Annotated in this window: 17 protein-coding genes; 9 read left to right on the top strand and 8 right to left on the bottom strand. The window is 36.0% G+C overall.

Annotation, left to right across the window (positions count from 1 at the left end; all coding sequences use genetic code 11):
• Positions 1–71: 71 nt before the first annotated feature.
• Positions 72–1,238: an MFS transporter gene (locus ACFQ3N_RS17105; RefSeq protein WP_390363851.1), complete on the bottom strand. Its 1,167-nt coding sequence runs from the start codon at positions 1,236–1,238 to the stop codon at positions 72–74.
• A 164-nt stretch (positions 1,239–1,402) separates the two neighbouring features.
• Between ACFQ3N_RS17105 and ACFQ3N_RS17100 the strand changes: the two genes are divergently transcribed.
• The 4 genes from ACFQ3N_RS17100 (at position 1,403) to pdaA (ending at position 5,251) form a co-directional block, all read left to right on the top strand.
• Positions 1,403–1,795, top strand: a complete 393-nt coding sequence (locus ACFQ3N_RS17100; RefSeq protein WP_390363849.1) for an OsmC family protein — start codon at positions 1,403–1,405, stop codon at positions 1,793–1,795.
• Positions 1,796–1,876: 81 nt separating this feature from the next.
• Positions 1,877–2,680: a YfkD famly protein gene (locus ACFQ3N_RS17095; RefSeq protein ID WP_390363847.1), complete on the top strand. Its 804-nt coding sequence runs from the start codon at positions 1,877–1,879 to the stop codon at positions 2,678–2,680.
• A gap of 404 nt (positions 2,681–3,084) precedes the next feature.
• Positions 3,085–4,395: a Na+/H+ antiporter family protein gene (locus ACFQ3N_RS17090; protein WP_390363845.1), complete on the top strand. Its 1,311-nt coding sequence runs from the start codon at positions 3,085–3,087 to the stop codon at positions 4,393–4,395.
• 55 nt (positions 4,396–4,450) lie between these two features.
• Positions 4,451–5,251 (top strand): delta-lactam-biosynthetic de-N-acetylase, encoded by an 801-nt coding sequence (gene pdaA / locus ACFQ3N_RS17085; RefSeq protein WP_390363843.1) that lies wholly within the window; start codon positions 4,451–4,453, stop codon positions 5,249–5,251.
• A gap of 534 nt (positions 5,252–5,785) precedes the next feature.
• On the opposite strand, the gene ACFQ3N_RS17080 is transcribed toward pdaA, so the two are convergent.
• Positions 5,786–8,782, bottom strand: a complete 2,997-nt coding sequence (locus ACFQ3N_RS17080; RefSeq protein ID WP_390363842.1) for an EAL domain-containing protein — start codon at positions 8,780–8,782, stop codon at positions 5,786–5,788.
• A 196-nt stretch (positions 8,783–8,978) separates the two neighbouring features.
• On the opposite strand from ACFQ3N_RS17080, the gene mbcS reads away from it, so the two are divergent.
• On the top strand, positions 8,979–10,556 hold the full coding sequence (mbcS, locus tag ACFQ3N_RS17075) for an acyl-CoA synthetase MbcS (RefSeq protein ID WP_390363840.1): 1,578 nt from the start codon (positions 8,979–8,981) through the stop codon (positions 10,554–10,556).
• Between the two features lie 57 nt (positions 10,557–10,613).
• On the opposite strand, the gene ACFQ3N_RS17070 is transcribed toward mbcS, so the two are convergent.
• The 3 genes from ACFQ3N_RS17070 to ACFQ3N_RS17060 form a co-directional block, all read right to left on the bottom strand.
• On the bottom strand, positions 10,614–11,327 hold the full coding sequence (locus tag ACFQ3N_RS17070; protein ID WP_390363838.1) for an ABC transporter ATP-binding protein: 714 nt from the start codon (positions 11,325–11,327) through the stop codon (positions 10,614–10,616).
• Between the two features lies 1 nt (position 11,328).
• Positions 11,329–12,969 (bottom strand): ABC transporter permease, encoded by a 1,641-nt coding sequence (locus tag ACFQ3N_RS17065; protein WP_390363836.1) that lies wholly within the window; start codon positions 12,967–12,969, stop codon positions 11,329–11,331.
• Between the two features lie 138 nt (positions 12,970–13,107).
• A complete protein-coding gene (locus tag ACFQ3N_RS17060) occupies positions 13,108–14,190 on the bottom strand; it encodes a Fe(3+) ABC transporter substrate-binding protein (RefSeq protein ID WP_390363834.1) in 1,083 nt (360 codons plus the stop codon).
• A gap of 286 nt (positions 14,191–14,476) precedes the next feature.
• Between ACFQ3N_RS17060 and ACFQ3N_RS17055 the strand changes: the two genes are divergently transcribed.
• The 4 genes from ACFQ3N_RS17055 to ACFQ3N_RS17040 all read left to right on the top strand — a co-directional run bounded on the left by ACFQ3N_RS17055 (position 14,477) and on the right by ACFQ3N_RS17040 (position 19,325).
• Entirely contained in the window at positions 14,477–16,612 is a 2,136-nt protein-coding gene (locus ACFQ3N_RS17055; protein ID WP_390363832.1) for an ATP-dependent Clp protease ATP-binding subunit, read from the top strand.
• 713 nt (positions 16,613–17,325) lie between these two features.
• Positions 17,326–18,207: a ComEC/Rec2 family competence protein gene (locus ACFQ3N_RS17050; RefSeq protein WP_390363830.1), complete on the top strand. Its 882-nt coding sequence runs from the start codon at positions 17,326–17,328 to the stop codon at positions 18,205–18,207.
• 78 nt (positions 18,208–18,285) lie between these two features.
• Positions 18,286–19,131: an SPFH domain-containing protein gene (locus ACFQ3N_RS17045; protein ID WP_390363828.1), complete on the top strand. Its 846-nt coding sequence runs from the start codon at positions 18,286–18,288 to the stop codon at positions 19,129–19,131.
• A 14-nt stretch (positions 19,132–19,145) separates the two neighbouring features.
• Positions 19,146–19,325: a toxin-antitoxin system HicB family antitoxin gene (locus tag ACFQ3N_RS17040; protein WP_390363826.1), complete on the top strand. Its 180-nt coding sequence runs from the start codon at positions 19,146–19,148 to the stop codon at positions 19,323–19,325.
• A 625-nt stretch (positions 19,326–19,950) separates the two neighbouring features.
• Here the strand turns inward: ACFQ3N_RS17040 and ACFQ3N_RS17035 are convergent.
• Genes ACFQ3N_RS17035 through ACFQ3N_RS17025 form a run of 3 tightly spaced genes read right to left on the bottom strand, consistent with a single transcriptional unit; the run spans position 19,951 to position 21,839 of the window.
• Positions 19,951–20,727 carry an ABC transporter permease gene (locus ACFQ3N_RS17035; RefSeq protein ID WP_390363853.1) on the bottom strand — a complete coding sequence of 259 codons (777 nt, stop codon included), beginning with the start codon at positions 20,725–20,727 and terminating at the stop codon, positions 19,951–19,953.
• Positions 20,727–21,635, bottom strand: a complete 909-nt coding sequence (locus tag ACFQ3N_RS17030) for an ABC transporter ATP-binding protein (RefSeq protein WP_390363824.1) — start codon at positions 21,633–21,635, stop codon at positions 20,727–20,729. The genes ACFQ3N_RS17035 and ACFQ3N_RS17030 overlap by 1 nt, the downstream gene beginning before the upstream one ends.
• On the bottom strand, positions 21,636–21,839 hold the full coding sequence (locus ACFQ3N_RS17025) for a PLD nuclease N-terminal domain-containing protein (RefSeq protein WP_390363822.1): 204 nt from the start codon (positions 21,837–21,839) through the stop codon (positions 21,636–21,638). It lies immediately after the preceding gene.
• Positions 21,840–22,031 lie beyond the last annotated feature (192 nt).

The following is a 22,031-nucleotide window of genomic DNA, read 5'->3' as shown; positions in this document are numbered from 1 at the left end:
AATCAAAGGAATGCTTGATAGATAAGCATTATTGGGTAATCAAAGAAATTCTATGAATAATTCAGGAATAGTTATGTTTGTACTACAGATTGCCTATCTTTATTTACAAAAGTTGCTCCTAAAATAACTAGTAACATCACAACAATTACATAAAAGAACGATACCCCGGGGAAAAATTGAATAAATAGTCCACCGAAGTATGGTCCACTAATACTGCCAAGACTGAAGGCTATTCCACACATTATGTTTCCAGCTGGTAATAATGCCCCTGGCAAAAGATCGGTCATATAAGATATTCCTAATGAAAAAAGGGAGCCAACAAATATACCAGCTAATGTAAATAGGGTAAATAACGCAATAACTGACGCCTCGAATAGGGATGCGAAAACGAAACATAATAAGCCGGCACTCAACACAAATAGGAGGATCTTTCGCCTGCCTACACGGTCACTTAATACGCCTAAAGGAATTTGAGATAGTAAACTCCCAGCTGCAAAACATGGAATTATTAGTGAAAGAATATCGATATCATGGCCAATACGCATACCATAAATGGGAAATATTCCATGAAGAGATGCCTCAAGAAATCCATAACCAAATGGAGCTAAAAGTGCAACCCATGCAATTTTTCCAGTTTTAATAAACCTCCCAATTGAACTCGTAGCATTTACAGTATTCATATCCAGTTCTGGGAACTTGTTCCGAACGAAAAACATAAGTGACCAAACAATAACACTAAGAAAAGCTGATAATAAAAATGGTAGTGCTTCATTTACAGATAAAAATCTTGTCATCAAGGGACCGAGTGTAAATCCAAAGCCAAAAGACAGTCCATAATAAGCTATATGTTTCCCTCTGGTTTCTTTAGCAGCTGTCGATGTAATCCAAGTTTGGGTACCGAAGTGCAGCATATGATCTCCTATTCCGACCATAATACGTAATATAAACCAGAACCATAGTGCTTGCCAGAATGGAAATAAGGCCATTGAAATAAACACGAGCATACCACCAACAACGATAATTGGTTTAAAACCAAATTTCCGCATCGGTTTTTCCATAAAAGGGGATGCAATAAGTACTCCAACATATAATCCAGTCGCGTGTAAACCATTAACCGACGAAGAAACTCCATTTTGTTCTAGGATTATAGCAAGTAGAGGTAATAACATACCTTGGGAAAAGCCTGAAATTGTAACCAGTGCAATTAAAATCCAAAATCTAGTTTTTGTTGATACCATATTACTCCACCTTTTCGACAAATTACCCTATAACTCAATCTAATTGTTTACGAAAAAAAGGTCAATCACAAGAACTGCTATTAATTTACAAAATAGGTTATGATAAAGGTAATAAAGGATAAAGAACAATAGGTAACAAACTTATTTTTAAGGAGTGAAACAGGATGGAATTTCATTTAAAAGAGAATGGATTACGTACAGAGTTTGATTTTGGTGAATTGGACATTTCGGGAAATGAAGAATATGGGTATCGCCCATTCCAGTTGATGGTTGCCTCCATTGTTGGTTGCAGTGGATCTGTATTTCGTAAGATATTGGAGAAACAACGGACTAAAGTATCCGATATGACGATTACTGCCAAGGTTAAAAGAAACCCAGAGGAAGCCAATCGTATTGAGGAGATAAGGTTACACTACATTATAAAGGGATTCCACTTAGACCCTGAAAGGCTTTACAAAAATTTAGAAGTGGCAAGAAGAAACTGTTCGATGGTACGTTCAGTAGAAGAAAGTATTAAAATAATAGAAACGTTAGAGCGAGTTGAATTAAGTAGGTAGATTATATGCGAATACTGAAATAATAAAGGTATAATATTGATGTGTCCGATAAAACTAAGCAAAAAGAAAGGAATGGGACACATGAATAAAATAGGAATTTATAGCTTCGTATTAATTGTATTTGTATCTATTTTTTCCTTTACTAATAGCACTTTTGGAGAAGAAAAAGACAAGGAGAAAACGGATGATTTTGACATACCGAGTCATGTTTTAACAATATCCAAAGAAAACACATATCCAAATTCTACTGAAGATCAAGAGGTCGTGGAGCCAAGTGAATTGACCCAGGAATTAATGGAAGATGCAGAAGTTCCAATTGATAACCCGGATCTTATAAAATTGTTAAATGAAACATCTATCAAGCCTTCTATACTTGCAATCGGTTATCGTGGAATGGTCTATATTGGTCGTTGGCCATTAAATTATGCATCCTCAGAAACAACGATCAATTGGGAATATCAACAAATTAATACAAACGAGCTAAACAATATCGGTGGTGAAAATGAACAAAAAATGAATTACGTTCAACAGGAACAAAAGGAAATTAAAGGAGCACTTACAAATAAGATTGCAAATCCTGATGATATAAAGAAAATGATGCTGTTAAAAGCAAAGGAAAAAACAAAATTACCACTTTCTTATCAAACCGTTATTGGTAAAGGTACGAAAAAGGAAAACGCCTATAATATACCTGTTAAAAAATACGGTTATTTACAAGCTTATGCTCCAGCAGTAAATGAAAAGGGACAAGTAACATTTGGGGAGGTTTATTTCGAACTAAAAGGTTCCAAAAAATCAATTGTCATTAAAAATGTAACCAAACAAGGAATTGGAGCATGGATACCGATACAGGAGCACCTCTCCTTTGGATTTCAGCTTAGATAATTTCCATGAATACTTATTCGAACAACCCTGTGTAACATTTGCAGGGTTGTTTTACTTTCTGCGGGCTCACACGACATTGCACGCAGAAAATTGGTCTGTATTTCAAGGAGTCTCCGCATTTTTCCTTTGCTAGGATTGATTCATCCTTTAATTCCATTACATCCATTTTCACCTCAGTGATTGGAGCTGTGGGCAGTATTTTTTCACAGCGATAGCATAGCACAGATCGTGTTTTCAAGTTACGTCGCAGTTTGTATCTATTCTCTCAAAAGCAACAATCTTTACGAAAATAGCCTTTTGAAAAAAAGGGGTTGTCAATTACACTTCATTGCTTTATCATAGTAAAGTGTCAAAGCAACAACAAAAATAAAGCAATTTTATATAAATAGAGAGGGGAAGTAAGCATGGAATGGGTTGTAGTTGTATCGGTTTTAGTCATGACAATTCTTAGTTTATTAAGAGTAAATGTAATTATAGCAATTATAGCAGCTGCTATTACAGCTGGATTGATGTCAGGATTGTCTATTGTTGAAGCAATCGAAATGCTTGTAAGTGGTATGGGAGGTCAGGCGAATACTGCATTAAGTTATGTATTACTAGGTGCCTTTGCCGTAGCCATAAGTTATACAGGTATTACGTCATTATTAGTAAACTATTTAATCCGTGTATTAACAGGAAAGAAAACAATGATGCTTTTAGCAATTGCAGGTGTGGCATCATTATCACAAAACTTAGTACCAGTGCATATTGCATTTATACCAATATTAATTCCACCGTTACTAAAGTTATTTGATGATATGAAACTAGATAGACGTGGTGTAGCAACTGCGTTAACATTTGGATTGAAAGCACCATATATTATGATCCCAGCAGGGTTTGGGTTGATTTTTCACGGTATTATTTTTGAAGGAATGGAGACAAATGGCGCAGCGGTATCCATGAGCGATGTTGCGATAGCTATGCTATTTCCAGGCGCGGGTATGATTGTTGGACTGCTTATTGCAATCTTTGTAACATATCGTAAAGATCGTGTATCTACACCAGGAGCAGGTGGTACTGAGGTAATTACAGAAGAAGTAAATCGTGAAAATGTATCATTTAATAGCAAGCATCTACTTACATTAATAGCAATTATAGCAGCATTAGCCGTTCAATTAATAACGGGAAATCTGATATTAGGTGCGTTGACAGGGCTTTTATTAATGTTCTTAATGATTGTGGTTCCGTTTAAACAAGGAGACAAAGTCATAACAGATGGTATTAGTATGATGGGAACCATTGCATTCGTAATGCTTGTTGCTTCTGGTTTTGGAACCATTTTATCAGAAACAGGATCAGTTGATGCATTAGTAGAAGTATCCTCTGGTTTCTTAGGAGATAATAAAATAGTTATTGCACTTATATTATTATTAGTTGGGCTTGTTGTCACAATTGGAATAGGATCATCGTTTGGTACAATTCCAATTTTAGCTGCTCTTTTTGTCCCAATTTGTCTTGCAGCAGGGTTCTCCCCAATAGCTATCGCAGTATTAATTGGAACAGCAGGTGCACTTGGAGATGCAGGTTCACCAGCATCAGACAGTACACTTGGGCCAACAGCAGGATTAAACGCGGATGGTAAGCATCACCATATTTGGGATACTTGTGTACCAACCTTTGTGCACTACAATATACCATTGATACTATTTGGTTGGATTGGATCTGTCATTCTTTAACAGGAATAAACAAAATATATTAGGATAAAGTAAGAAAAAAATAGGTGGTAGGGTTATGAAACAGATCGTTTTTAAGTTATCCATCATTATAATGTTTTTTCTTGCTTTAATTCTGTTTAGTAGCAATGCAGAAGCATTAGGTGGTTATGGATGGGGTTTTAAAAAGAATGATGACCATCAAATACCTGATGTAGGAAAGTATAAGGAAATATTAGATGAGTATGGGGCATATTATGCAGATCATTCTGGGGAAAAAGTTGTTTACTTAACGTTTGACATGGGTTATGAACAAGGCTATACCGGTGACATATTAGACGTATTAAAAAAAGAAAGTGTTCCCGCCACTTTTTTTGTGGCTGGTCATTATGTTACAAGTCAACCAAAGCTGATCAATCGGATGGTGGATGAAGGACATATCATAGGAAACCATTCTTATCATCATCCTGATTTCACAATTTTGTCTAAGGCTGCTATGAAAAAGGAATTAGATACACTAGAAGAAGAAGTAGCTAAGGTCTCAGAGCAAAAAGAGCTTAAATACCTTCGACCTCCTAAAGGGGTCTTTAATGAACGGACATTGAAATGGTCGAATGAGTTAGGATATACACATATCTTTTGGTCACTTGCCTTTATAGATTGGAATGTCGATAGAAAAAGTGGCTGGAAATTCGCTTTTGACCAATTGATGGATCATATACATCCGGGGGCAATTATACTGCTGCACACCGTTTCATCCGATAATGCAGAGGCTTTGAGTCAGTTAATTGTTCAACTAAAGAAAGATGGATACCAGTTCAAAAGTTTAGATCACCTTATATTGAAAAATATAATCCCAAAGGAGTTATACGGTTTCTAACATTGAAAGAAGCGAGAATGAATTTCCCGCTTCTTTCATAGTCTATGAAATTAAAATTAGTAAACTGTGGATAAAATATTGACTGAATAAGCTGCGTCCAGCTCCAGCGCCTAGACACTCGAGACATAAGCAGTTCGACTTTGGTAAAGACATCCACACTACGCGACCTGCTTATGCTTGTCGTGTCTTTCAAGGCGCTTCTAGCTTTTGTTCCTGTCTAGGAAATTATAAAATTTGGAGCCTGTAGATTTTTACTGCTTAAGCCACGTCCAGCTCCGACGTACAGGACGTACTAGTGCCGATGACGCCACAGGACGTGGCGTTTTCATCGGCCAGCACCCAACGACTAGTGGGCTTCCTGATCCTCCTTACGATAAGTCAACATCGATTCGCTAACGCTCATCGTGTTTCCTTTATCTCATGCGGAATTGGAAGATCGACTAACTTCGCCGCTTTGCGCGGCAACGTCGACCCACCCGCGATGCGCGGGCGCAGCCCATACGTCGTTAAACGGGCGCTTCTAGCTTTTGTTCTTTATAAATTATTTTTTTGTAAATACGCATATGGATTCCCTTTTATTAAATCTGTGTCAGGAATATCATGATTTAAGTTTATCAGTACAGTCATTTTGTTAATAACAGCAGCTAGCCTATCTTCATCGGGTTCATTAATATCAAATTTAATACCATAATAAAACGTATCACCTTTTCCTTCGTTTTTCCAAACAAGATCACCATTTAAATAAAAATTCTCACCCATCAATTTAATATGAAATTTAAATTTAATGGTGGAGTTCACAGGCAATTTGAGAGAGGAAAGAATTTTCAACCCACCTAGCCCAATATCTTCTATGATAACCGGTGCCGAACCCAGCTCAACTTTACGTTCGTTCACCTCTAATATGGACATCTCTCCTAGTACGTGATAAGGAAATTCAACTCGATAGAAACTTCTTCGTTCATCTTCAGGAATAGCATTTACTTTTGGTTTTGTAGGCTTTATATAGCCTGTTTGCAGCATTTGTTCATACGTATCTAATGGAACAGGCTTTGAAAATAAATAACCTTGAATTTCATCACACTCGTTTTGTTTTAAAAATTCAAGTTGTTCGTATTCTTCCACGCCTTCAGCAATAACCTTCATCTCTAATCCTTTTGCTAAATGTAATACAGAAGATATAATAGCTGTGTCTTTTTTGTTGTCAGCAGTAATATTCTGTATGAAGATTTGATCAATCTTAATGGTGTCAGCATCAAATTCACGTAAATAGTTCAGTGAAGCATAGCCAGTCCCGAAGTCGTCTATTGCAATTTTAACTCCTAAACTTTTTAAACCTTCTAGTGCTGCTAATACATTTTTTTCATTTTTTAATAAGGAGCTTTCTGTAATTTCAATTTCTAAATATTTAGCAGGGATATTATGCTTTTCCAATTCGGTTTTGACCAAATCTACTAGCCCCTTCTTCATGAAACGGATAGGGGAAACGTTAATAGAAATAGGACGCAATGAATAACCATTATCTTTCCATTCACGTAGTTGTGAACATACTTTTTGTATGACCCAATCACCAATATGATTGATTAGATGATTTTCTTCAGCCAATGGTATAAATTCACCAGGAGAGACTAATCCCCATTCTGCATGATGCCAGCGGATTAATGCCTCTGCACCACGAATTACTCCAGTATTTGTTTCTACTTGTGGCTGATAATACAACTCAAACTCTTGCTTATCAATTGCTTTTCGCATGTCCTTTTCAAGTACATATTTTTTATAAGAAGTGATATCTTTTGAGTAAGAAAAGATTTGAAAGTTATTTTTACCATGTTGCTTAGCTTGATATAAAGCCGCATGTGCACTTTCAATTAATGTCAGTTTGTTATCACCGTTTTCAGGATAGAAGCTAATCCCGATACTAGTTGTTATATTCAGTTCATAACCATCAATCGTAATCTGTTCTTCAATTCGGTTAATCATATCTCCGGCTAATTCATAAATAGAATCCTTTGTTTTGTAATCATCTATAATAACAATAAAATCATTACTGCTGATCCGGCCTATGTATCCGGTTGTAGGAAGCGCTGATAACAATCGGTTAGAAGTCCTCTTTAATACTTCATCACCAATTTGATAGCCTAACGAATCATTAATTAATTTGAACCGGTCTAAGTCAAGATAGAGTAAAGCAAATCGGTGCTTGTTAGCTTCACACATACTATCTAATTTATCATATATATTCCGTTGATTAGGTAAAGCTGTCAGCATGTCATGTGTAGCAAAATAATCAAGTTGCTGCCGCATTTCCACTTCAGGGGTAATATCAGCAATCAACCCAAATAAATGAGTTAACTTTCCTTCATCATTAAAATAGGGTACTGTTTGGTCAAAAACCCATTTTGTTGTACCATCCATACAATTAATCCGGTATTGATGAAAAATTGTTTCCCCGTCTTTGAGTAACTTTTGGTGTTCAAAAACCTCCTGTATGTGTGCAGGGTGAACCATGTTTTCCCAAGTAGCATCATCGTTGTATAAAAGATCCAGTGGTATTTGGGTTATTTCTTCAATCCACTTGGAAACATATGTCACTTTATTAGTATCATATTCTTTCATCCAAATACCTACATGTAAATTGTTAAATATATGCCTGAGGTCCTTTTGTGTTTTGTCCATTTGGATTTCTAGCTCTTTTTGAGTTGTTTCATCTTTTACTATACCTATGAGTTTATATGGCTTTTTATCCTGCCAGAGTACTTCTGCATGTACTTTTAAGTATCGTAATTGATTTGTTTTGCCATGGAATATACGATAATCAATAGTATAGTCGATCCCCTTCTTGATTGCTTTCTCTAAGGTATTTCTTACTTTTAAGGAATCATCAGGATGTGTGTATTTCAATGGTATATCCATTGATGGTTCGGAATCGGTTTTCTCTATCCCAAATATGTCATAAGAGTTATCAGAAGCATAAAATCTATCTTCTCCAATTATATACTCCCAACTACCAATTTCTGCTATTTGTTGGGCATGAGTAAGGTGACGTTCTTTTAACTCTAGTGAATGTTTAAGTTCCTGATGAGACGTATTATTCTGTACAACTAAAAATATGCCTACAACCGTATTGTCTGCTTTTTTGATTGGTATGAACGTAGCGGTAACAAAAAGCCTTTGACCATACTTAGTAAGAATGGAAACTTCTTGAGTTCGAGGTTTGCCCTTTAACGTTTTATAAAAAGCAGAATGAAGGGAGGAGTACTTTTCTTTGGATAGTAATTGTTCATAATTTATATTTTCATCCGGAGAATACCCCAGAAGCTCATTAATGCTACTACGATTTTGCGAAATTACTTTTCCATCCGTTGAAATAACTATAATTAGATCGGGATGATAGACTGCTAAAGAAGCATAGTAGTTAAGTAAGGTATTATCATTTGGGTGATCTACTAGTTTATGACTAGCGGAACGCCTTCTATCAGAATCTTTTTTAAATAATTGTGTAAGAAAATTATTTCTAGGTGGGTAATTAGTCATGAAGATTACATCCTTTCCATGAAGGAAATAAAAATAAGTAATACAATTGTAATATAAAAGTCACAATCTTGAAATAGATTTTTAGAAATTTTGTCGAAATTGAAAAATTTGCATACACGGATTCACTATACATTAATTTCAAACTTTCATAACCTTTGCTATACTATGTATATACTAAAATTGGAGTTGATAAGATATGAACAGAGAAGATTTAATTGCTCCGAACGATTACAATATCGCGATGGAAATGGAGCGATACGCAACTGATTCCACTAGAAAAGCCTTAATCTGGCAAGATGATACTGGATTGAAGAAGGAAATTACCTATACCCAATTAATGCAAAATGTAAACAAAATTGGCAACGCTTTCTTGTCAAATGGCTTAAAGAAAGGCGACAAGATTCTCATTATGATTCCAAGACTGATAGAAGCATATGAGGTATATTTAGCAGCACTGAAGACGGGTATTATCATCATTCCAAGTTCAGAAATGCTGAAAACCAAAGATTTGCAATACCGTGTGTCGCATGGTGAAGTAAAAGGTGTTGTAAGTTATTTTCCATATGTAGATCAATATAAAGATATTAAAGAATATGACGAATTAAAACGATTTGTAGTAGGAGAGCCAGCAGAAGGATGGCTATTTTTAGATGCTTTAAAAGAAGATGCATCCGAGGAGCTGGATATGGCAAAAACAACAAAAGATGATATTGCGTTCTTACCGTACACTTCTGGAACTACAGGTAACCCAAAAGGTGTTGTACATACACATGGGTGGGGCTTTGCACATTTAAAGACAGCATCAGAGAATTGGCTATGCATCAATGATGGTGACAAAGTATGGGCAACAGCAGGCCCAGGTTGGCAAAAATGGATCTGGAGTCCTTTTCTTTCAGTCTTAGGATCTGGTGCAACCGGATTTATTTATAACGGGAAATTCAATCCAAAGACATATCTGCAGCTACTTCAGGACAATGATATTAATGTATTATGCTGTACACCGACAGAATATCGTTTGATGGCAAAAGTTGATAACCTATCAGACTATCAACTACCTACATTGCATAGTGCTGTATCAGCAGGTGAACCATTAAATAGAGAAGTTATTGATACGTTCCAGGAACACTTTAATTTAACTGTACGTGACGGATATGGCCAGACAGAGAATACATTATTATTAGGATTTATGAAAGATATGAAAGTAAAACCGGGATCCATGGGAAAACCAACTCCTGGAAATGATGTAGAAGTGATCGATGAATACGGTGAACCGGTTGCGGAAAATGAAATAGGAGATATCGCTGTTAAACTCGATTGTCCGGCATTGTTCCGTGAGTATTATAAAGATCCAGAGCGTACCAAAATGGCTCACCGGGGTAATTATTATGTAACAGGTGACCAAGCTGCAAAAGACAAAGAGGGCTACTTCTGGTTTGAGGGACGCAGTGATGACATTATCATTTCATCAGGCTATACAATTGGCCCGTTTGAAGTAGAGGATGCTTTAGTAAAACACTCTCATGTACAAGAATGTGCAGTAGTAGCTAGTCCAGATGAAATTCGAGGTAGCATTGTGAAAGCATTTGTTGTCCTAAAAGACAAAGTTAATAAGGATAATCCTGATTTAATTAAAGAATTACAGGATCACGTGAAAGAGTTAACTGCGCCATATAAATACCCAAGAGAAATTGAATTTATTGATGATTTACCAAAAACAACGTCAGGAAAAATCAGACGAGTTGAGCTAAGACAGAAGGAAAAATTAAAAGGCTAATATGAAATCCCCTAAACAGCTATGATAGTTAGTAACTGTTTAGGGGATTGTTTTTCTTTATGGAGTTAGAACTTCTACACGTTTATCTTCTAGTTTACGCGTGGTGCAAATAGACTCCCATTCATATGCCGCTCCGTCCCGCATCGTAATAATACGGTCTGCTATAGCTCGGGAATCTTCTCGGTCATGGGTTACAAAGATGGAGGTGATTCCTGTTTTCTTAATAATTTCTTTCAATTCATTTCTAATTTTTATTTGCAAATCAGCATCGAGGTTGCTGAACGGTTCATCCAATAATAGTAAGGAAGGTTTTGGAGCAAGCGTTCGCGCTAAAGCTACACGTTGTTGTTGGCCACCACTAAGTTCGTGCGGGTAGCGTTTTTTCAATTTCGCCATATTAACAAGGTCAAGAACCTCATCCACACGCTGTTGCTTATCTCTTTTAGTTTGTTTTTTTAAACCAAATTGAATATTCTCTGCAACGGTCATATGTGGGAAGAGCGCGTAGTCTTGAAATACCATACCAATTCCGCGTTTTTCCGGTAACACAAAGTGTCTGTCATCTGTCATAATCTGGTTATTTATTCGAATGATTCCGCTTGTAGGGGTTTCCAGTCCGGACAACAATCGAAGGACAGTACTTTTTCCGCTTCCGCTTTCACCAAGAATAGATATAATCTCTCCCTGTTCGATCTCAAGGTTGAAGTTTTTAATCGCATAGTCTTTACTTCTATAATAACAAAAAGCTAAATCTTTAATTTGTAGAAACATATTATTTTGGCTCCTTTTCTAAAGCATGATAGAAAATAAAGATGGCAATAGCACTGATGATAATGATAATAATGGATGCTAAAGACGCTTCATGAATTTGTTCATCACTTGCATACTGAAAGGCTTTTGTTGAGAGTGTATCGAAATTAAACGGTCTTAGAATTAATGTAAGTGGTAGTTCTTTTAGTATCTCAATAAATGATAAAATAAATCCACTTAAAATGGCTCCTTTTATCAAACGAACATCAACTTTAAAAAATGTTTTTGTCATTCCCATACCAAGCGTGCGTGATGCTTCTGTATATTTATTTCCTATTTTATCAAACCCAGCCTCAATTGCATTGAATCCGACTGCCAAGAATCGGATGACATAAGCAGATATTAACATGAACAGGCTGGTACTTAAGTATAGCATCGGATCCATACCGATAAATTCATAAAACCCAAAGAGAATATTATCCGTTGCTATAAATACGGTAATAATACCAACAGCAATAACAGCACCAGGTATGGAGTAACCTAATATTGTTATTTGCGCAGAAGCTCTGGATAGAACGCTTTGGTGAATTCGTGCGAAATTAGCAATGATAATCGCAAATACAGTGATCATTGACGCACCGACGATCGCTACTAATAGGGAGTTGAATATGAGTGAAGTAAATACAGGGTCAGCAATTTTTTCATAGGTTAATAGTACCCAATCTAGTAACTGAATTAGTGGTATTAGAAATCCTAGACCAAATATAAGCAGACTATAACCAAAAGCAATCCATCCACGCCACCCTCGTAATTGTATAGGAGTAAGCGGTCTAACTTTTGGTGAAGAATAGCTATACCTTTTTCTTCCTCGTAGGAACTTTTCAATTATGAGAATTGAAAATACGATAAACATAAGTGTAGCAGAGAGTTTAATTGCTGCATTCAAGTCCCCCATCCCAAACCACGTTTGAAAAATTGCGGTGCTGAACGTTGGAATTCCAAAGTATTGCACAACACCATAATCATTTAAAACTTCCAGTAGTACAAGACTAACGCCTCCAACAATTGCTCCACGGGATATCGGCAGGACTACCTTAAAGAAAATTTCAAATGAATTCCTTCCAAGTAATCGCGCATTCTCGATTAAGGATGCGGATTGATTTGATAAAAAAGTACGCGTGATCATATATACATATGGATATAGAAATAATGTAAAAATAAAGATGGCACCAGGTAATGTCATGATATCAAAATAGGATTGGCTCACAGTCACGTTATAGTTGTTTCTCAACGTAGTTTGGATAACACCCGTATAATTCAACATTCCATTGTAGGTATATGCTGCAATATAAGGCGGGATAGCTAATGGTAAAATTAATCCCCACTTAAAAAACCGTTTAAGTGGAAAGTCAAAAGCAGATATGAGCCAAGCGAGACTTGTGCCAATTAGAATTGTGAGTATACCTGTAAATATAATAATAATAGTAGTGTTTTTTAATAAATTTGGAAGTATAAATTCCTTAATATGCTGCCAATTCGAAGTTTCTTCTGTGAAAAAATTAAAAAGAATAGAAATGTTGGGTAGTAGGATAAGTATTACAATGAATAGACTTCCGAGGGTCCAAATATTTAAATAACTAGACAGCTTTCGATAGAACTTCAAGAATGACACTTCCCTTGATTAATCTTAGGTGAAACTGATAAAGATATCCCCATTAATGATAACAGTTCTCATTGGTATTGTATATACAAAAATGCTGCATTGCTTGTTATCACAATGCAGCAAGTTAGAAAGAATCTCTTATTTCCAACCAATTTCATTCATTATTTTAATGGCCTGTTCATTGTTATCGCCCAGCTTTGTCAGGTTAATGTCTTGTTCTTTAAATTCACCCCATGACTTAAGTAACTCTGCTGGTTCAACATTAGGGTTTACAGGATATTCATAATTTGTTTCAGCAAACTGTTCTTGAGCACTTTCAGTTGTTAAGAATTCCATAAATTTAATAGCATTTTCCGTATTTTTACTGCTTGCTGTTAAACCAATTCCACTAATATTAACATGTGTACCAGTTGAATCCTGGTTAGGGAATAGAATATCCAATTGTTCCGCTGCTTTTACTTGTTCCTCATCTTCTGCATTTAGCATTTGACCCAGGTAGTACGTATTCATTACTGCTACATCACCTTCTCCAGCAGCAATAGCGATAGCTTGATCACGATCTCCACCCTTAGGATCACGAGCCATGTTGTCTACAATACCTGTTGCCCATTCTTTAGCTGCATCCTCGCCATCAATTGCGATTAGAGATGCAAGTAAGGATTGGTTATAAATATTGGATGAAGAACGTATGAGAACTTTATCCTGAAAAGTATCTTTTGTTAAATCCTGATAAGTTTGTAAGTCTTCTAAACTTACACGGTCTTTATGATAGGCAATAATACGAGCTCGCTTTGTTAATCCAAACCAAGTGTTTTTATCATCGCGATATTTGCTAGGTATATTTTCTTGAAGTGTATCACTAGTAACTTCTTGTAATAATTCTTCATCCTTAGCACGGTGTAGTCGTCCAGCGTCCGCTGTAATAAATAAATCTGCCTCAGAAGCTTTACCTTCACGAACCAAACGAGCAATTAATTCATCATCCTTACCCTTAATGACATTAACTTCAATTCCAGTTTCTTCTGTGAATGCTTCGTATAAGTTATCATCTGTTTCATAATGACGCCCTGTATACAAATTAATTTCACCGTTATCTTCAATGTCAGCAGTATTGTTCTCATTTTCAGTATCATTTTCGCCATTATCCCCTCCACCACACGCAGCTAACGTAAATGCAGAAATAATAGTAATAAATACTAAAAGATAAAAATTATTTTTCATAGTAATCACCCTTCTTATGTAGAATCTAATTGATAATGAATATCAATTTCAATACTTATTCTAATGGAATATATCTAAAAGTCAATAGCTTTGTGAAAACTAATAATTTTTATTATAGAAGTTATGTCTAAATTAGTATTCATCAAAAGGTAAAAAATATGAATTTAACAGATCAAAATACTTGAAAGTCAAAATAGGTCAGAGTATAATAATGATCAAAGGTCAAATATAGTCAAAGTCAAAATTAAATATAATTACAGGCAATTATTTTAAGGAGGAATGGAAAATGCAATGTCAAAAATGTGGTGTAAATCCAGCTAATATTAATGTTGCAATGCAAATGAATAATGAAAAGATACACATGCATCTTTGCAATTCCTGTTTTCAGGAAATACAAGGAAAAATGATGAATACGAATGACTTCTTCTCCGATTCATTTCAAAATGAGGATGCATTTTCTAATCATTTTTATAATGGAAATGGAGCAAGTCACACAGGAACAAAAACACAGACAAAATCAAATCAAGGAAATGGTCTATTAGATCAACTAGGCAAGAATGTAACACACGCAGCAAGAGCAGGAATAATTGATCCGGTTATTGGTCGGGACAATGAAGTGAAACGTGTTATTGAAACGTTAAATAGAAGAAACAAAAATAACCCAGTATTAATCGGTGAACCTGGTGTAGGTAAAACTGCTATTGCTGAAGGGCTGGCTGTAAGAATTACAGAAGGTAATGTGCCAGCAAAACTGATGAACAAGGAAATATATCTGTTGGATGTGGCCTCATTGGTAGCAAACACTGGAGTTAGAGGTCAATTTGAGGAACGCATGAAGCAGTTAATTCAAGAATTACAAAATCGTAAAGATGTGATTCTGTTTGTGGATGAAATTCACTTGTTAGTAGGTGCCGGAACCGCAGAAAGCTCACAAATGGATGCAGGGAATATTTTAAAACCTGCACTAGCACGTGGTGAAATGCAATTAATCGGTGCAACAACATTAAAGGAATACCGTAAAATTGAAAAAGATGCAGCACTAGAACGACGCTTTCAACCTATTATAGTCAAAGAACCATCAGCAGAAGAAGCAGTACAAATATTAAATGGAATTAAAGATCGGTATGAACAGTTTCATGATGTGCGCTTTCCTGAAGACGTAATTCGCGCTTTCGTAACGTTATCACAACGCTATATTCAAGACCGCTTCCTTCCAGACAAAGCAATAGATTTAATGGATGAAGTTGGCTCGCGATTAAATCTAGCAAACGCAGAAAAAGATTCTAATTCAATCGGACAACGTCTAGATGAGATCATTAAAGAAAAAGAACAAGCAGCTGATAAAGAAGATTATGAACGTGCAGCAAACCTACGATATCAAGAAATTCAGCTGCAAAAGCAATTAGAAAAAGCCAAAAATGAAGAACAGGTTATTGATGTAGCTATTTCTGATATTCAATTGATTGTTGAAGAAAAAACGGGAATACCAGTAACAAAATTGCAAGCCGATGAACAAGAAAAAATGAAAAATATCGCTAAAAGCCTTGGTGATAAGGTTATTGGTCAAGAACAGGCAGTTCAAAAAGTAGCAAAAGCGATTCGCCGAAGTCGTGCAGGACTTAAATCAAAATACCGCCCAATAGGTTCGTTCTTATTTGTTGGACCAACTGGTGTCGGTAAAACAGAATTGACCAAAGCACTAGCAGAAGAATTATTCGGCTCACGTGAATCATTGGTTCGATTAGATATGAGTGAATATATGGAAAAACACGCCGTGTCAAAAATTATCGGTTCACCTCCAGGTTATGTAGGCCATGAAGAGGCTGGACAACTAACCGAACGTGTCCGTCGTAATCCATATTCCATTATTTTGCTTGATGAAATTGAAAAAGCACATCCAGACGTGCAAAACATGTTCCTGCAAATTATGGAGGATGGACACTTAACAGATTCACACGGTCGTAAGGTAAGTTTTAAAGAAACAGTCATAATTATGACAAGTAATGCCGGTACTGGTGAAAAACAAGTCAACGTTGGTTTTAATAACGCCCAACATGAATCAGTAACCACATTAGATATCCTAAGTAACTACTTTAAACCAGAATTCCTAAACCGCTTTGATGCGATGATCCAATTTAATGAGCTTGAAGAAGACAACTTATTAAAAATCGTTGATTTAATGCTAGAAGACCTAGAAGAAACAATAGAAGAAAACAATATTGAGATTACGATTACGGATGAAGCAAAACAAGAATTAGTTAGACTTGGCTTTGACCGCCGCTTTGGTGCAAGACCTTTACGTCGCGTTATTCAAGATAAAATTGATGACCAGTTAACAGATTTGATTTTAGAAGATGAGACGATTAATCAGGTAATGGTTGAGGTAATCAATCAGGAAATTGCAGTAACGAAAAAAGGATAAATTATGTAGTGAAGAGCCACTGACTCTGTCAGTGGCTCTTTTTTTGGTGTTGATCGAAATTCTAAGCTGTTGATCGAAAATGGACTACTCATGATCGATTCTGCTAGTAACTTGATCGATTTTTAACTCTCTTGATCGAAAATTATAGCTGTTGATCATTTATCATGCCTGTTGATCGAAATTCTAAGCTGTTGATCGAAAATGGACTACTCATGATCGATTCTGCTAGTAGCTTGATCGATTTTTAGCTCTCTTGATCGAAAATTACAGCTGTTGATCATTTATCATGCCTGTTGATCGAAATTCTAAGCTGTTGATCGAAAACGGACTACTCATGATCGATTGTGCTAGTAGCTTGATCGATTTTTAGCTCTGTTGATCGAAAATTATAGCTGTTGATCATTTATCATGCCTGTTGATCGAAATTCTAAGCTGTTGATCGAAATTCTAAGCTGTTGATCGAAAATGGACTACTCATGATCGATTCTGCTAGTAGCTTGATCGATTTTTAACTCTCTTGATCGAAAATTATAGCTGTTGATCATTTATCATGCCTGTTGATCGAAATTCGAGCCTGTTGATTGAAAAAGCTATTCATTTAACGTAACACTATACATCAAGCTTATGATATTTCGTCCTTCTAATATAAATACTTATCCCGTATCCGTGGAAAACTAATAAAACATAAAACCTCTAGTTAAAGGATGCTGTATATGCAAAGAAATATTGGGATAGTTATGGTTATCTTACTTATATTTTTTATTCCATTTGTCGGAATAACTCAACCTGTATATGCTTATCCATATCAAAATATGGAGGTTCATTTTATCGATGTGGGTCAAGGAGATAGTATGTTAATAAAAACGCCTGAGGATAAAAACATATTAATCGATGGTGGTCCTCCTAAAGCAGGTAAGGATGTTGTAACATACTTAAAACAACAAAATGTCGACAAAATTGACTTGCTTATTGCGACACATCCAGATATAGATCATATTGGGGGGTTAATAGATGTAATGAAGTCGATTGAAGTCGTAGAAGTAATTGATTCTGGGAAACTTCATTCGACAATGACATATGCAAGATATATAAATCAAATACGCAAACAAGATATTCCGATTAGAATAGCAAGGCAAAATGAGCAAATTAACTTAGATCCAACAATAGAAATACGCATATTAAACACGTATAGCGGTGCAAAAAATAATAATCAATCTTCCATTGCGATGAAATTAACACATAAAGATATTGATTTCTTATTGATGAGTGATGTAGAGACGAAACAAGAAGTGAAAATTTTACAGAATCATAATGTAGAAGCAGAGTTTATAAAGGTTGCTCACCACGGTTCAAAGACAAGTACCTCCTTTTCCTTTTTGGAGCATGTAAAACCTAAAACTGCAATTCTAACCTATAGTAAGAAAAATGATTATGGTCATCCAGTTGAAAGAGTTATTGGTAATCTAAATCGAATAAATGCAGATGTTTATTCTACGGCAGTATTTGGAAACCTAGTGATGACTACTGATGGTCATGATTATCTAATTATGCCGGAAAAAACACCGATCGATGGGTTATTTGAAATCACAGAGTAAGTTACAAATTCAAACAATAGTGATATCATATTGATATAGTTATGAAATGATATCACATAGGAGAAGGTGTGTGGATACATGCGGGAAAAAGAAGCATGGGTTATGAATGGGTTCTTAGGCATTTTTGTGATGGCAATTCTGTTGGCTGGAACAGTATTTGGCTTCATTCATCAAGAGTTCGTATTAGGTGGAATAGCTCTGATTATTGCTATCACTTTAGGTAGTGGAATAACGATTATTCAACCAAATCAGTCTATCGTAGTTATTTTTATGGGTAAATATATGGGTAGTATCCGTCAAGAAGGAATTGTAATAACTGTTCCTTTTTCAATCAGACGAACCATTTCGCTTCGAGTACGAAATTTTAACAGTAAACGATTAAAAGTAAATGATGTTAATGGAAATCCAATTGAGATTGCTGCTGTCATTGTATTTAAGGTAGTGGATTCTGCTAAAGCAGTATTTGATGTTGACCGTTATGAACAATTTGTTGAAATTCAAAGTGAAACAGCGATCCGCCATGTTGCTACTAAATATCCATATGATACTTTTGAAGATGTGGAATTAACGTTAAGAGGGAATGCCGAGGAAGTTTCCGAGAAATTAACGACTGAACTTCAGAAACGTTTAACAGTGTCTGGGGTACAAGTGATCGAAGCCCGCTTAACACACCTAGCATATTCTACTGAAATTGCTCAGGCAATGCTGCAGCGTCAACAGGCTAGTGCAATTATAGCAGCTCGTAAACAGATCGTTGAAGGTGCTGTAGGCATGGTTCAAGATGCTATTGATAAGATGGAAAAAGACGGTATTGTTGATTTAGATGATGAACGCCGTGCTGCCATGATCAATAATTTGCTAGTATCAATTGTTTCTGATAATGGTACACAACCTGTTGTGAATACAGGGTCACTATATCAATAATAAAGAGGGTTTCTATGACTAATAAAAAGAACTTTCCATTACGAATTGACTCAAAGCTGTATGATATTTTACAAGGCTGGGCCAAGGATGAATTTCGCAGCGTAAATAGTCATGTGGAGTTTCTATTACGGGAGGCAGTTGAAAAAGCTGGTCGATTACCAAAGAATGAAGATAAAAAAATAGAAGAGGATTAAGATAAGGTTCTGCACACATGTAGAATCTTATTTTTTTGAAAGTAAAGAAAGTATATAACTTGAAAGTTTTGTACTTTATCTACAGAATCGGCCACGTCCAGCTCCAGCGCCTAGACACTCGAGACATAAGCAGTTCGACTTGGGTAAAGACATCCACACTACGCGACCTGCTTATGCTTGTCGTGTCTTTCAAGGCGCTTCTAGCTTTTGTTACTTATTGACAAAAAATCATCATGGTTAGTTACATAACTAATTAACCAATTAACAAAAGGGGTTTAACATGAAAAATAATCTAGACGAATCGAAGCCAATTTTCCTTCAAATAAAGGAACAAATAGAAGACTCGATCATCAACGACACGATAAATCAGATTGACTCGGTTAACTTTTGATTATCAAATGGAACTTCACCATCAATTAAAATTTCCCCACTACTTGCTGTAATGTTTCCTGATAGAATATCCATAAATGTTGTTTGCTACATTTGATCTAGCATTCTTTTATCAATTGTTTATTGTTGGATTCATATGTATTGCTTTTCATTTGTGTTCCTGAGAAAAATAACAGCAGTTAAAGTGAAATAAAGATAATGGAGGGAACGGTATAATGACCGCTCCCTCCAAACTTCAATTTGCCAGTTCTTTTGTTTTAAATGTATAAATGGAACTGATTAATAATAGAGCAATGATCGAAATGGTTACCAGTCCCGTTGCTATTAAATCTGAAGGCAAGCTTTCTGTTATAAGCATTTCCTGGATGTATTCAGAAATATTATTAGGGCTCCATTCCAGTATGTGTCCAAATACTTGTGTGATAACACTCATTAGCATAATTGTTATGATCGTCATAAATGCAACCAGACCAGCCGTCTTGAAAACCGTGTTGTAAAATATAGACAGACTGATAACAAGTGTGAGCCATAATCCATAGTAAAAAACAATGGCTAAAAGTGTTAAAAATGACAGTTCACCAAACAGGATATTAACATAATACCAGCTTCCTAACATTCCTAAAAAGAAAGCAGTCCATACTAACAATAGTAGGGAAGCCCATTTAGCTGTAATGTAATTATGATAAGAAACTGGTTTCACAAGAATTAGCTCTGAAACGCCGCTTTTTCGCTCACTGGAAATAGTCCCCATGGACATTAATGCAATTACCAAAACACCTAGGCTGCTAATTTGGCTTAAACTCATCATAACTACATCACTCGGTGCGAACTCAGGCATTTCAAATACCGCGCCCTCAGGCATTCCACCAACAGATTCAATAATTTGTGGTAAGTAATAAGATGATATCGGGTCTACAACTGCTATTAGAATCATTACTAACGGAACCCACACCCATTTAAAATTACGCCAGTTCTCGAGCATCTCTTTTTTAAAAAGCGTTGTCCATTGCATCACTTACTCACCACCCTCATAAATAAGTCTTCGAGTGAAGTACGATTAATCGAGAAAGTAGTTAATGGCCAGTTTTCTTTGGTAGCGGTCTTTAGTACTTCCTGTCGTACTTTTGAAATATCCGAAGCCGTAACATGGATCAAATTCCGTTCAATATAACTGTTCATCACAGTAGGAAGTTCGTTAAGAACGGTTTGATATTTCTCCAAATCATCTAAGAAACCGAGTTCTATTTTAGAGGTCTGGTATTTTTGTCTTAAATCTTCCATGGATCCTGACTCAACGATTTGACCTTCGTGTAATAACAGTAACTCATCACTTACTTCATCAGCATCACTTAGAATATGGGTTGAAAAAAGAATCGTCATATCCTTTTTTAATTCTTCCATTAAGTTTAGGACCTCTCTTCGACCAATAGGATCCAATGATGAAACCGGCTCATCAAGCATGAGAAGCTTTGGTTGATGGATCATGGCCTGTGCAATTCCAAGGCGTTGTTTCATACCACCGGAGTATTTGGAAATGCGTTTGTTTTTATCATCGCTAAGTCCTACACGTGTCAGTAACTGTTCTGCTCTTTTAGTTGCTTCACTTTTCGTTACCAATGCAAGCTGGCCAACATAAACTAAGAATTCCATGCCAGTCATCCAAGCATGAAAAACTGGATATTGAGGTAAATAGCCGATATATTTACGTATGTCATCGTTGGCATTCACCCCAGCAAATGATACTGAACCACTTGTTGGTTTCAGTAACCCCGCTAGCGTCCGCAAAATCGTAGTTTTACCAGCGCCATTAGGGCCAATTAGAGCGATACATGACCCATGCTGAAATTGAAAGCTAACATCATTCACCGCTGGTTTACCATCATAATGTTTCGATAGGTTTTCCACTGTTAAAAGTGCCATTTAATGTGGTCTCCTTCCGAAAATAAAATAAAGAACAGGACCAATTATATTTACAAAAATAATAATAACTAACCACAACCACTTAGGCCCATTTGTCTTTTCTGCTTTTGCCCAGTCTAGAAGTGCGACAACAAGTAGAATTGCCTGGACTATAAGCAATGGTGCTATTACTGCCCAATTTATTGCATCAAAGAGTTCTTCCATTATTTTCACTCCAATCTTATGTATATCTTATATACGTATTATGAGCGAAAAAGTTTTGCTATTAAAGAAATAATAAAAAACCCGAGGATATCCTCGGGTTAAAACTTCAAAATAGGAGCCTGTAGAAATTTTACTAACTGTGTAAGCCACGTCCAAGCCTATATGCCGCTATACGGGTGCTTGCGTTTTTAT

Origin of the sequence: Virgibacillus byunsanensis (assembly GCF_042675965.1) — a bacterium.
GTDB classification, from domain to species: Bacteria; Bacillota; Bacilli; order Bacillales; family Amphibacillaceae; genus Virgibacillus_R; species Virgibacillus_R byunsanensis.
Note: the sequence above shows the minus strand (reverse complement) of the source record. Positions and strands in the feature narration are given on the sequence as shown.